The following is a 12,217-nucleotide window of genomic DNA, read 5'->3' as shown; positions in this document are numbered from 1 at the left end:
TTTTTGCTTGCTCGCCAGAGACGGGTGACGCTGTTAGTATAGCCCCGAGCCTTAAGGAACGTCAAGCCGGGCTAGCGGGCGGGCGGCGCTTGTAGCCAAAATCGGGAATGGCCCGCCAGCGCTCCCGCAGGAGATGGGCTGCCAGCTTGGGGCGCCGGTCCCGGGTAAAGATCCCTTTGCGATTGCCCTGCACGCGTGTGATGCTCTGCTCTGTCTGAAAATCGGCGAAGTTCCAGACATGCTCACCGACAACGGCGGGACAGCCATCGAGCACCTCATGATAGGTCCGCAGACAGGCCGCCTGATATTCTTCGGAGAACATGGTTGGCGGCTCGTCGTGGAAGCCGGCGATGGCGTCGGCCCCGTACTCGCTCAAGAGGATCGGCTTGCCCGGGAGGCGCTTCATCCAGGCTTCCAGCTCGGCTCGCAGCAAGGCCCGCGCGGCCTCCAGGCGTCCCCCATGCACATACCAGCCATAGTAGCGGTTCAGGGCGATGACATCGAGCAGGTCGGCCACGGTATCGCTAGCGGGCGTCGCCAGCATCTGCAGGGCGATCGTCAGGGGACGGCGCTGCGGATCAAGCTCGCGCGCCAGGCGCAGCAGGGGTTCGAAGTAGGCCCGCGCCCCCTCTTCTTCTGAGGCCGGCTCGTTGGCCAGCGACCACATGACGACGCAGGCATGGTTTTTGTCGCGCGCGATTAGCTCGCGCAGGGCCTGCTCATGCTGGGCGGCGGTCGCCAGGGTCTGCCAGGTAGCCCGCCGCGCGGCCACAGGGCTGGGACCCAGGTTGAGGTGGAGGCCGACCGCCGGCACCTCGTCGATGACGACCAGCCCCAGACGGTCGGCCAGGCGCATCAGTTCCTCGGCGTAGGGGTAGTGCGAGGTGCGAAAGGAATTGGCCCCCAGCCAGCGCAAGAGGTTGAGATCTTTGAGGCAGACCGCCTCGTCGAAGCCACGTCCGTGGATGGGAAAATCCTCGTGCTTGCCGCAGCCCTTGAAGTAGAAGGGCTTGCCGTTGAGAAGGAACTGCCCATCTTCAACGGCGACCGTGCGCACTCCACATGGCTCCTCGTAGCTGTCAAGGCACTCGTCGCCCTGCCAGAGTTCAACCAGGCAGGTGTAGAGATAGGGATGGCCTGGCTCCCAGGGCAGCACGTCGGGCACCCGCAGTTGTCCCTGCTGGCCCTCGCCCCGGGCGACGGTCCGTCCCTCGGCGTCGAGCAGGGTCAGGCGGACGGCGACGGCCTCCCGCGCGGGACCGGCTACCTCGATACGGTAGCTGATCAGGCCGGCGCTCCCGGCCAGAGCGCTGGTCAGGATAATCTCGCGGATGTAGGTGGCGGGCGTTGTGTAGAGCTTGACAGGGCGGTGGATGCCGGCGTAGTTGAAGAAATCGAAGTTGGGGGTATTGGTAACCAGGCGACTGCCGTCGGGCAGTTGCTCCTCGCGATAGTGGGCCACGGGCAGACTGCTGTAGTCGAGGGTGTTATCAACCAGTACGGTGAGCCGGTTCTTGCCCGGCTGCGCCAGCGCGTTGATCTCGCACTCGAAAGGGGTGAAGCCGCCCCGATGGGCAACCAGCGGCTGCCCGTTGAGATAGACCTGGGCGGCATGGGCCACGGCCCCAAAACGCAGAACAAGGCGCTGCTCCAGCAGGCGGCGCGGGATGATCAGCTCCCGCTCGTACCAGACACGCCCCACGTGCTGGCGATAAGCGACTTCCTCGCCGAGTTCGTTGAAGGAAGCGGGTACCGGCATGGGCACGGCTTCGCGCAGGGGCCGCTCATACCAGCGCTCGGCCAGACCCTGGCCCGGGTCCAGACGAAACCGCCAGAGACCATTGAGATCAACGACCTCCCGCGTGGCGGTCATCATGGGGTAGAGCATGATGGGCAGTTCTCTCCTTCTTCTCTCCTCTTCTCTTTCTCTGTCGCTGAGCTGAGCGCTGCCGGCCGGAGCGCCGACCCCTCAGAAGCGGCTACCGGCGGCAAGGGTCCGCCCGTAGCCAGCTTCCCAGGCCAGGCAGGTAGCCGGTAGTTCTCTCCATCCCTGTTTGCTCAATCCCTCTGCTCCCTTTTCTCTCCCTGCTCGATCTGGCTGGCTCATGGGAGCCGGAGCCAGCCGGGCGAAGAGTCAGCCCGCCAGCGTGCTCAGCTCGCCAGCGTGCTCGTGAGATCAGCCTTCCGGCTTGTGGCCCCAGACCGTCAGAAAGGTCCAGATGGCGCAGAAATCGTCTTGCTGCATCTCAGCCACGGCCTGCTGGTAGAGGTGGGCCAGCTCCTGGCGGCTGGCCACGCCTGTGCGCACCATGAACGGCTGAATCAGGTCGAGAAAGACCAGGTAATCCTTGAAGAAGGGATAGTGGTAGGGCGTGTCCGCCGACCACTCGATGGCGGTGGGACGCAGGCGGACGTCGACGAAGCCGGCGCGGCGCACCAGGCGAGGCAGCACGGGGGTGATGCCGAAGTGGCGCCCATCGGGGGAGAAGCTTTGACCGGCGCGCTTCATGGCCAGCGAGCCGAGGGCGGCGAAGCGCTCGAAGGCCGGACTGCTTGTCAGCGTTGGCTCCATCTCCGTGAGGCGCAGGACCCCGCCCGGCTTGAGCAGGCGCCGGCATTCGGCCAGCAGCCGCGGCCAGGCCTCGGGACGCATGAAGCCGCACATCAGGCGCCCGTTGATCAGATCAAAGGAGGAGTCGGGGAAATCCAGGGCTTCCATCACGTTCATGACGCGAAAGTAAACGTTGGTCAGCCGGCGCGAACGGGCCTGAGCGTTGGCATATTCGACGATCGGGGGACTGATGTCAACGCCGACCACCTCGACATGTGGATAGCGATAGGCCACCTCCAGGGTCCAGCCGCCCGGGCCACAGGCCAGGTCGAGCAAGCTCCCATCTTCGGGAAGCTGCTGCCCCTCTGGGAAGAGTCCCCCCAGAGCCTCGGTCAAGATCCGGTCCTGTTGCATCAGACGGGCCAGCTCGGCAGCCTGCTCGGAGTCGATGACGTAGGTATTATGGCCCTGCTGGGCCTCGCTCTCGCTCTGCACGCTCATTCACGGCTCCTTCCTCTCGGGTCATGCCTGATCGATCTGATGTGATCCAACGACAGCTCTCTCCGCAGATGCATGGTCTGGCCTTGTTAGCATGGTATCATGCCGACAAGACGGGAACAAGAGGATGGCAGCAGTACCTTTCGGCTGGTAATGCGGCCCAGCCGGAACCGGACAGCCTTGAGGGCGACAGAGGGCCGAGGGCTGTGATCCTTTTGTGAGGGAGAAGGGCAGGAGCGTGACGGCCCCGTGAGCCAGCCTCTGCTAGAATGAAGAGAACGCAAGGCACTGCAACGCAAAGCAAGGCGACGCAAGGCGCCCGACAAGGTTGGTTGTTACACTCTTGCTTCCGAGCGAGGCGCTCGTGCGCCGCCCCTGAAGGAGCCACTATGAGCTATGGCGATCGCCCCCCGTGGCACACCGATGAAGTTGAACCGGCCGCGGAGGCCGTAGCGCTCCAGCGGGAGCTGCTGGGGCTGTGGCCGGCGCTGGTTACGGCCCCGCTAAGCGAGGTCGCGGCGGCCATGCTGCAGGTGCTGCGTGAGGGCACCGGCGCAGAGTACGGGGCGCTCTTTCTGCAGCGCTATACGCTGGCGGAGGGTCGGCAGAGGGCGGAGGCCCTGCAGTTGCTGGCCCTGCAGCGCAGCGATGAGGAGCGCGCCCGCGCCGTTGTCAGCCTTGCTGGCTCGGGCAACCCAATGCTCGCCACTGGCGCCGCCGAGAGTCTGCCCTGGCAGAGCGTCTACACCGCCGACGCTTGCTGGCTTCTGCTGTCGCTGCCGTTGCTGGCTCAGCAGGCAGAGCGCCTGTCACAGAGCCGATGGCTCTTGCTGATCCTGCTAGGCAGGGAGGGCCGGCCCCAGCCTCTGGCACGCTGGCAGGAGCAGAGCGGGCGAGCAATCGAGGCGAACCAGTCCCTGCTGGCGGCCCTGATCCGCCAGGCCCTCCTGAGCGAGCTGCTGGCCGGACGAACGCTCTCGCTGCCGCCGGCCAGTACCAGCGAGGGAATGAGAGGTCAAGGGGCGCCCGCTGGTCCACAGGGCGAGCTGCTCGCCACGCTGAGCCACGAGTTGCGCAGCCCGCTGGCCATCATCAGCGCCTCGGCCTCGACGCTGCTGCGCCACGAGCGCCGCCTGCCCCTGACGGAGCGGCGCCAGCTTCTGGAGGCCATCCTGGAGGCGGGCGAGCGCCTGACGCTGCTCTGCAACCGCTTCCTCGAACTGAGCGAGCTGGAGGCGGGCCTGCTGCATCTGGAGCCAAGCGCCGTTGACCCGGCCAGCGTGGCGCGCGAGGCCGTGCTGGCCGCCGAGCAGGGGCTTGCGGCAGAGCAGGCCTCGCTTTTCTCCTTCCAGGTCGTGCTTCAGGATGCCAGCGGCGCCCCGGCCTCGGGCGTGCCCCCGGTCCTGGCGGACCGCCGCCGCCTGCGCGAGGTTCTCGATCACCTGCTGGAGAACGCTATTCGCTTCTCGCCCCAGGGTGGCGAGATTCGCCTGACCCTGCGCCCGCGGATCATCCCGCCTCCGACGGACGGGGCAGCGGAGCAGCCGGCGCCCGCGGTGGAGATCTGCGTCAGCGATCAGGGCCGCGGGATGCCCCCGGAGCAGCTTTCGCAGATCTTTGAACGCTTCTATCGCGGCAGTACCGGCCTGGCGCGCGAGGCCGGTGGCCTGGGCCTGGGCCTGACGCTGTGCAAGTACCTGGTTGAGCTGCAGGGCGGCCAGATTTGGGCCGAGAGCGAGCCGGGCCAGGGCAGCCGCCTCTATCTCTGGCTGCCGGCCCTGCCAGCCGCTCCCACAGATGAGGGACCAAACCAGGACCGGACTGGCTGAGCTGCCGCCCCGCGCGTCTCACCTCCTCTCGCGCGCTTGTCAGTCAGAGGTAGAAGGAAGGAAGACAGGAGTATGGTGCGTAAGACGACGATTCTCTGCGTGGACGATGATCCTCACCTCTTGCGCCTGGTCTCGCGCAACCTGGAGCTGGAAGGCTACGGCGTGCTGACCGCCAGCGACGGCGAGCAGGCGCTTGCTCTGATGCGCGAGCAGCAGCCCGACCTGATGCTGCTCGATGTGATGATGCCGCGCCTCGACGGCTTCAGCGTCTGCCAGCGTGTGCGCGAGTTCTCGGGCGTGCCGATTATCCTGCTGACGGCGCGCGGCCAGGATCAGGATAAGGTGCGCGGCCTGGACCTGGGCGCAGACGACTATCTGACGAAGCCCTTTAGCATCGAAGAGCTGCTGGCGCGCGTGCGCGCCGTGCTGCGCCGCGCCCAGTTCAGCAGCGGGGAGCGCATCAGTGGGCTGCGCTCGATTATCAGCGTGGGCGACCTGACGATCGACGATACGCGCCACCGCGTGACGCGGGCTGGGCGCGAGATCGCTCTGACGCCTACCGAGTATCGCCTACTGGCCTATCTGGCCCAGCATGCCGGGCGGGTGGTGACCCAGGACCTGCTGCTCGAGCGCGTCTGGGGCGCCGAGTACGTGGGAGAGAGCCATATGCTCCAGGTGAATATCAATCGCCTGCGGCGCAAGCTCGAGGACGACCCGGCCCACCCGCGCTATATCCGCACGAAAATCGGGGTGGGCTATATGCTGGCCGCCCCCGAGGACCTGTCGACCTGATCCGGCCAGACAGACCTGCATTCCACGGCCTCCAGTCAGAGCAGAGCAGAGGAAGCGAGCAGGCCAGAGAAGCCAAAAGGAGCCAGACACCGTAGCGTCTGGCTCCTTTTGGCTTCTCTGCTCCGTCCCGATCTGCCCCGGTCTGAACAGAGGCCCCGCCTGCCCAGCCTGGATTACCACTCCTGGACCGCGAGCAGTCGCCCAGAGCAGGGCAGGCGGAAAGGACGAGCAGGCAGGCCCTCTCCCCCCCAGCCGCCGCAGCCGGCAGGCAGCGCTCAGCGATTGCCTGAGCCGGCTTCCAGCGGCTGCGTGCGCTGCGCGCGCAGACGGCTCAGCAGCGAGCCGGTCCAGGGAGTGCCGAGCAGCGGGAGCAGGATGCTATCCAGTCCATAGTAGCCGGCGATGCGCCAGGCCAGCATGAGCAGCAGGCCGAGCGTGCCCAGGACCGGGTTAATGCTGACGGCCCCCGCCAGCATGAAGTTGAGGTTCATGAAGACGCCGAAGAAGGCAGCGATACCCGTCAGGGCCCCGAAGATCAGGCCCAGCCCAACCAAAACTTCGCCGAAGGTCACCAGGTAGGCGAAGAGGCCGGCGTTGGGCAGGACAAATTGCTGCAAGAAGGCGGCGTACCAGCCCTGGACCGCCGGATGCGCTCCGCTGCTGAGGGCCAAAGCCCCTTTCACGAAGCCCTGGATGGCGACGCCGTCGTGCCCGCTAAAGACCCAGGGACTGCTGACGCGCTGGCCAAAGCCGGCCCCAAAGGCAAAGTTGTAGCCGGTGAGCTTCTCCAGTCCCGCGGTCAACCATTCGTAGCCGACGTAGAGACGGACCAGCAGCCAGAGCCAGGCCATGCGCGTGTCGGCGAAGAGGAAGCGCGCCACCGGCGGCTCAGGGATCTGGGTCACTGTCCGTGGCTTTAAAGCGCTGATCACTTTCATGCTCTCCCTCCTGTTCCAGAAACAGTGAGCGATAACTCCGAATGCTTCTCTCTCCCTCTCTCCTCCTCTTCCTCGCCTTCCATCTGCCTCTGCAGAGACTATAGCCCGCCCGGCTCACGGCCAGTTCACGGCGCCCCCCGCTTCCCTCACAGAGCCATCACGACCCCCTGGTCCTCCGCCATGCCGACCAGAGCTGGCCACCCCGGCCGGCTCACCCCAACCTTCCCGCGGCAGGCGAGCGCTTCAGTGACCATGACTATAAGACATTCCTCTTCCAGGCCAGAGCTGGTGAGCTGGCGGCAGGCAGGGCGGCACCGCTGCTCGCTCCCTCTGCTGCAGGGGGACCAGGAAAGGGGGAGAGTTGTGAGGCCGTTGAGAGAAGAACAGAGCAGGTTGTGAGCCAGCCGACAACTGAGCGCGCTACTGTTCTGGCAGCGACCTGGAGGTGGGTCGGCAAGGAGAGCCGCACCGGCCCAGGTCTTCAGGTCCATCAGCTCAGGAGCAACAGAAAGAACACGCCAACTCATCACCTGTGAACGATAGAAGAAGAGGAGAGCATGACCATGGCAGCCCAAGAGCAAAGTGCGCTACCCAGGCAGCCGGAGGCTTCGTGTCAGGAGCAGGTCCCAGCCGCCGCGGCGCAGGAAGAGGCCCCAGCCGCCAGCGCCGCGACAGCCGCAGCGCAGGAAGCCCGGCCGCTCATTCTAGAGGCGGGGAACTATCGCGAGGAGATTTATCGTCAGCTTGCCGCGGGAGGGAAGGAGGTGATCTTTGTGCGTCGCCGCCGGCCCCGGTCCGGGTCCGCCTATCCCTGGCGCCGGGCGATGGTCCCACTGGCAGTACTTGTAGGGGCCCTGGTGATCATGGTGGCCGTGCTCAGCTTCGGCCTCGGCAGCACCCTGGCCAGCGCTGGCAGCCCCAGCAGCCAGGATCAGAGCGCCGCCTCAAGCGGCATGGGCAACATGAACATGAGCGGGCAGGATGCCAACGCCACCGCCACGACGGCAGCCCTGCCGCGGGCCACCCAGAGCCAGGGCAACCAGCTCGCCACCTACGTACGCGATCCCGACGGGGCCAAACACTTCACCCTGGTTGCAGAACAAATGCTGTGGGAAGTCGTCAAAGGCACCTGGGTGCCAGCCTACACCATCAACGGCAGCGTGCCGGGACCGATGATCCGCGTGACGGCTGGCGACCACGTGCGCATCACCTTTATTAACCATTTCCACGAAGCCACCAGCATCCACTGGCACGGGCTAGAGGTGCCCAGCCAGCAGGACGGTGTCCCAGGGATCGGCCAGCAGCCCATTCAGCCCGGCCAGAGCTACGTTTACGACTTCACCGTTCATGATCAGGACGTGGGCACGCACTGGTACCACAGCCACTACAACGACCTGAACGAGGTGGCCGGCGGCTGCTACGGGGCCTTCATCGTCGACCCACGTCCCGGCTCGCCCCAGGCGCAGGCAGCGCCCCAGGTCGACATCGACAGGACGCTCTTCATCGGCACCCTGCCCGGCGGCTACTACGTGATCAATGGCAAGAGCTTCCCCGATGTGCCGCCGCTGCATGTCAAGCACGGCCAGCGCGTGCGTCTGCGCCTGATTGGCGCCGATACCCTGACCACGCACCCGATGCACCTGCACGGGCACACGTTCACAGTGATTGCCCAGGATGGCCATCCCCTGACGCAGCCCTACCAGCGCGACACGCTGGAGGTGGCCCCTGGCGAGACCTATGACCTGATCTTCACGGCCTGGGCCGCCCCGGGCAGCATCTATCCTTTCCACTGCCACATTCTCTCGCACCTGATGAATCCGGGACAGAACGCCAGCGAGATGGGTGGTCTCGTGATGCTGGTGATCTACGACCGCTAGGCCAGCCGCCGACCCGCCCGACGCTGAAGCCGCCAGAGGCGGTCCATCCCGACGAGCGAAGAAGCGTCTGGAGCAGAGGGAGGGAAAGGTAGCCAGCCTGCCGCAAGGGAGGCTGGCCACAGGGTGGCCAGCGGCGCCTGCTCCAGGCGCTGTCTGGACTGGCGGAGGCCAGAGCGAGCGGCTTAGCCCAGCCTCCGTCAAGTTCCCGCTTCCGGGCTGGGCGAGGCCGCGGCCTCACCCCCTGTGTCACCCGACTCCAACTGATCGCCACCCTCCTCGCACAGGAGCGGCAGACGCACAAAGAAGGTCGAGCCCCGGCCCTCCTCCGACTCGAACCAGAGCCGTCCCCCGTGTTGCTCCACCAGAGCGCGTGCCAGGTAGAGGCCCAGACCCGTCCCCTCGATGCCCCAGGCGCGCGCGTTCTCGGCTCGCATGAAGCGCCCGCCAATCTGGCCCTGCTGATGACGCGGAATGCCAATGCCATGGTCCTCGACGCTAATCACTACGGCCTGCTGGCCGTCTGGCCAGATGCGCAGGCGAACCGGACCGCCCTGGGGACTGTATTTGATGGCATTCTCCACCAGGTTGGTGAGCACCTGCTCCAGGCGGTGAGGATCGATGAGGGCCACCAGCGGCTGCGCCGGGGCCTCGACCTCCAACTGGTGGCGCGTGGTCGTCGGCTGGAGACGACGCACCACCTGGCGGACCAGGGGCACAACGTCCGCAGGCAAGCGCTGCAACTGGAGGCGTCCGGCCTGCAGACGGCTGAGGTCGAGCAGCTCCTCGGTCAGAGCCGCCAGGCGCAGAGTGCCCTGCTGGATCTCTTCCAGGGCCTCGCGCTGCCAGGGGGCCAGCGGGGGGCCGTGCCCGCGCTCGGTCTGCCGCAGCAGCATCTCGGCGTAGCCGGTCAGAGCTGCCAGCGGGGTGCGCAGCTCGTGGGCGGCGATGCTGATGAACTCATCTTTCAGCTCGTCGGCCTCTTTCAAGGGGGTGACATCCTGGTGAATGACCAGGGCCAGGGGTTCCTCCGCCGCGACCTGGCGCAGCCGCTCGCCCTGCAGGGCCTCCGGGGCCAGGCGCAGCGGCAGGGCACTGACCAGCACCGGCAAGAGCGAGCCATCGGCCCGCCGGATCTGCTCCTGGTAGAGCGAGATGGCCTGCTGCTCCCGCAGAACGCGCAGCGTCACCAGCTCCTCGGGACCCAGCTCCTTGCCGCGCAGATCGCTGATGGCGATCTTGTGGGAGCGCAGGAAAGCAAGAAAGGGCTGACCCGCTTCCCACTCGGCTCCCCAGACTCTCCGCACGGCCTGGTTGGCCAGCAGCAGCCGGGCTGTCGGACCGGCCACCAGCGCTACGGCAAAGGGCATCTCCTCGAAGAGCTGCTCCAGCAGCGACAGGTGCCCGGCCAGCATGGCCCGCGCTTCGCGCTCGCGCCGACGACGCTCGCTGATGTCGCGATTGATCTCGAGGGTCGCCAGGACCTGGCCCTGCTGGTCGCGCACGAGCGCCTGACGGCTCTCCACCACCACTAGACGCCCGTCGCGGCAGACCTGGGTCAGCTCGCCTTCCCACTGGCCTTCACGCTCCAACGCCGCGCGTACAGCGTTCTCTCCGCCTGGCACGTCGGTTCTGAGCAGGCGGGTGCTGATACGCCCCAGGGCTTCCTGGGCAGACCAGCCGTAGAGGCGCTCGGCTCCGCGGTTCCAGAGCAGGATACGGTCGAGAGGATCGCGCAGAATGATGGCATCATAAGCCTGGTTGAGCAGCTCGCCCTGCACCGTCAGGTTCTGCAGCAGGAGGGCCCGCTCGCGCTCGGCCCGACGCTGGGCCGTCATGTCGCGCACGGCGGCAATCACGTAGAGCCGGTCCCCCAGGCGCAAAGGGCTGAGGCTGATCTCGACCGGGATTTCGCCGCCGTCCTTGCGGAGCGCGAAGAGGTGCAGTCCTATCCCCATCGGGCGCAGGCGCGGGGCTTTGAAGTAGTGAGCCGCGTGGAGACGATGGATATCACGGAAGCGCTCCGGCAACAGGAGATCAAGAGATTGGCCGAGCAGCTCCTGCCGGCTGTAGCCAAAGACAACGCTCGATTGGGCGTTGGCCTGCACGAGACGCCCCTGCTCGTCGACGACGATGAGGGCATCGGGCAGCAGATCGAGGAACTGACAAAAGAGCGGCGAAGAGACGTCAACCAGCTCCGGGGGAAAGCCCACCGGCAGAGACTGAGCTGTTCCTGCTTCTGGTCCCGGGACTCCCTGGGAATCGTCCATTACTCACGCTCCTCCGCTCGCTCACCAGGCGAGCACCGGCCCGGCCCAGCCCGGCGAGATAGGTCGCTGAGCCGGCAACCTGTCAGCCACTTCGGCCCGAAGATGCTCAGGGCCACCTTCGGCGCGCAGGTGCCGCTCTTTCCGCTTTTTGCCTGCATCTGCACTCAAAGCTCTCCCCATCAGGATTATAGCATCGCCGCCTGCCAGCGACAAGGCAGGGGGCCGCCAGCTCCGGCAGGCGCGGTCTGGCGGCTGGCCAGACCGCGGGACGGGCCGGCGCCTTCCGGCCTTCCCCCCCTCCCTATCGAGCCACAGCCACTGTCAGCTTCATGCCGGCTTCATAGTGGCCGGGGAGATAACAGGCGAACTCGGGCCGCGAGCCTGCTGCACTGGACGGGAAGGTATAGTCCAGGGTGACGCTGGCCCCCGGCGGGATGTTGTCAACCATGGCCAGGGCCATGTGATGCATCTCTTCCATGGCGTCATGCTGGCCCATCGCTCCCTCGGAGCGCGGCATGATCAGAAACTCATGGGCGACCACTCCCTGGTTGCGGATCACAAAGTGATAGGGGACGCCAGGTCTGAAGGTCGTGAGCGAAGAGCGGATCGCAAAGTCCGTCTCAGTGATTTCGACCGTCTGGGCCCCAGCCGGAGCGGTGGACGAGGCCGTTGAGCTTGAGCCAGGCCCACCACAGGCCACCAGCAAGAGGGAGAGAGACAAGATGACCATGGAAGCCAGCCAGCGCCCTGGTCCCAGCACCCTTAATCTCATGATAAGCATTCTTTCTCCTTTTTCGCTTGTTTTTCTACTTGCCGCCGGAAAGAGGAGGAAGGACGTGGAGCAGTCAGCCAGGTCTGCCGCGCCCTGTCCTGCCCTCTCCGGCGGAGCAGGCCACTTCCGTTCACACGATAAATGATAAGCGTCGAGATCAGGCTCAGGGAAGGGAAAAGAAGGGCCAGGGCAGGCGGGGGGAGCGGTCCGAAAAGGATCGGGAGGATCAGGGCGGCAGCCAGCGTGCGGGGCGCGTCTACCAAAAAGGATGGTGCCGTGACTGCACCGAAGGAGTCAGCCACGGCACCCGCCTCTGACCGAACGAGGAGTCCCCGGGAGAAAGAGTTGTATCTGCACTCTTCCGGGGTTGTTGTGCCTTGTGCGCACGACTAGAAGGGAGGATAGGCGTTCTGGACCAGGGTATCGAAGCCCGCCTGGAACCAGGCCCCTGCCACCGGCGCGTTCGGCATCGCTCCCGTCGGCTGATAGTTGTTCATGGCATTGCCCCCGTAGTTGGGGTCGCACATCTCGTCGAAGCCCTTGCCCGTCGGATTGTTGGGTCCCTGCGGGATCAGGCTGCTCGACCCGTCCGACTCCCCGGGCGGCTTGATCCACACAAAGGCGTCAAACCCACTCGCCGGGTTGGCCTGCGGGCGCGCTCCTATCCCGCCCGGCTGGTTGCACCAGTTCCCC

Annotated in this window: 9 protein-coding genes; 3 read left to right on the top strand and 6 right to left on the bottom strand. The window is 66.1% G+C overall.

The features are described from left to right. Positions 1 to 61 precede the first annotated feature (61 nt). Both uidA and ACFMO7_RS15515 read right to left on the bottom strand, forming a co-directional pair. Entirely contained in the window at positions 62 to 1,888 is a 1,827-nt protein-coding gene (gene uidA / locus ACFMO7_RS15520) for a beta-glucuronidase (protein WP_376796402.1), read from the bottom strand. Positions 1,889 to 2,176: 288 nt separating this feature from the next. Continuing rightward, positions 2,177 to 3,052, bottom strand: coding sequence for a class I SAM-dependent methyltransferase (locus ACFMO7_RS15515; RefSeq protein WP_376796401.1), 876 nt, complete (start codon positions 3,050 to 3,052; stop codon positions 2,177 to 2,179). Positions 3,053 to 3,438: 386 nt separating this feature from the next. On the opposite strand from ACFMO7_RS15515, the gene ACFMO7_RS15510 reads away from it, so the two are divergent. Further along, the gene (locus ACFMO7_RS15510) at positions 3,439 to 4,878 is read left to right on the top strand and encodes a sensor histidine kinase (RefSeq protein WP_376796400.1); all 1,440 of its coding nucleotides are present in this window, start codon (positions 3,439 to 3,441) and stop codon (positions 4,876 to 4,878) included. A 72-nt stretch (positions 4,879 to 4,950) separates the two neighbouring features. Continuing rightward, the gene (locus ACFMO7_RS15505; RefSeq protein WP_376796399.1) at positions 4,951 to 5,670 is read left to right on the top strand and encodes a response regulator transcription factor; all 720 of its coding nucleotides are present in this window, start codon (positions 4,951 to 4,953) and stop codon (positions 5,668 to 5,670) included. A gap of 275 nt (positions 5,671 to 5,945) precedes the next feature. On the opposite strand, the gene ACFMO7_RS15500 is transcribed toward ACFMO7_RS15505, so the two are convergent. Further along, the gene (locus tag ACFMO7_RS15500; RefSeq protein ID WP_376796398.1) at positions 5,946 to 6,608 is read right to left on the bottom strand and encodes a DoxX family membrane protein; all 663 of its coding nucleotides are present in this window, start codon (positions 6,606 to 6,608) and stop codon (positions 5,946 to 5,948) included. A 563-nt stretch (positions 6,609 to 7,171) separates the two neighbouring features. Between ACFMO7_RS15500 and ACFMO7_RS15495 the strand changes: the two genes are divergently transcribed. Further along, positions 7,172 to 8,485 carry a multicopper oxidase family protein gene (locus ACFMO7_RS15495; RefSeq protein WP_376796397.1) on the top strand — a complete coding sequence of 438 codons (1,314 nt, stop codon included), beginning with the start codon at positions 7,172 to 7,174 and terminating at the stop codon, positions 8,483 to 8,485. A gap of 197 nt (positions 8,486 to 8,682) precedes the next feature. Here ACFMO7_RS15495 and ACFMO7_RS15490 read toward each other — a convergent pair whose 3' ends face one another. The 3 genes from ACFMO7_RS15490 to ACFMO7_RS15480 form a co-directional block, all read right to left on the bottom strand. Continuing rightward, on the bottom strand, positions 8,683 to 10,752 hold the full coding sequence (locus ACFMO7_RS15490) for a PAS domain S-box protein (RefSeq protein ID WP_376796396.1): 2,070 nt from the start codon (positions 10,750 to 10,752) through the stop codon (positions 8,683 to 8,685). Between the two features lie 301 nt (positions 10,753 to 11,053). Further along, complete coding sequence (locus tag ACFMO7_RS15485) at positions 11,054 to 11,524, bottom strand: hypothetical protein (RefSeq protein WP_376796395.1); 471 nt, start codon at positions 11,522 to 11,524, stop codon at positions 11,054 to 11,056. 389 nt (positions 11,525 to 11,913) lie between these two features. Further along, positions 11,914 to 12,217 (bottom strand): glycoside hydrolase family 6 protein (locus tag ACFMO7_RS15480; RefSeq protein ID WP_376796394.1); only part of this gene is annotated, 304 nt, incomplete at its 5' end.

This window comes from Thermogemmatispora sp. (genome assembly GCF_042408735.1).
Lineage (GTDB): Bacteria > Chloroflexota > Ktedonobacteria > Ktedonobacterales > Ktedonobacteraceae > Thermogemmatispora.
The sequence above is the reverse complement of the archived record's forward strand: the minus strand, read 5'-3'. Positions and strand labels throughout refer to the sequence as shown.

What these genes read in the sequence shown, in the direction of transcription:
- uidA (WP_376796402.1), bottom strand. Translation starts at nt 1,888, where the DNA reads ATGCTCTACCCCATGATGACCGCCACGCGGGAGGTCGTTGATCTCAAT.
- ACFMO7_RS15515 (WP_376796401.1), bottom strand. Translation starts at nt 3,052, where the DNA reads ATGAGCGTGCAGAGCGAGAGCGAGGCCCAGCAGGGCCATAATACCTAC.
- ACFMO7_RS15510 (WP_376796400.1), top strand. Translation starts at nt 3,439, where the DNA reads ATGAGCTATGGCGATCGCCCCCCGTGGCACACCGATGAAGTTGAACCG.
- ACFMO7_RS15505 (WP_376796399.1), top strand. Translation starts at nt 4,951, where the DNA reads ATGGTGCGTAAGACGACGATTCTCTGCGTGGACGATGATCCTCACCTC.
- ACFMO7_RS15500 (WP_376796398.1), bottom strand. Translation starts at nt 6,608, where the DNA reads ATGAAAGTGATCAGCGCTTTAAAGCCACGGACAGTGACCCAGATCCCT.
- ACFMO7_RS15495 (WP_376796397.1), top strand. Translation starts at nt 7,172, where the DNA reads ATGGCAGCCCAAGAGCAAAGTGCGCTACCCAGGCAGCCGGAGGCTTCG.
- ACFMO7_RS15490 (WP_376796396.1), bottom strand. Translation starts at nt 10,752, where the DNA reads ATGGACGATTCCCAGGGAGTCCCGGGACCAGAAGCAGGAACAGCTCAG.
- ACFMO7_RS15485 (WP_376796395.1), bottom strand. Translation starts at nt 11,524, where the DNA reads ATGAGATTAAGGGTGCTGGGACCAGGGCGCTGGCTGGCTTCCATGGTC.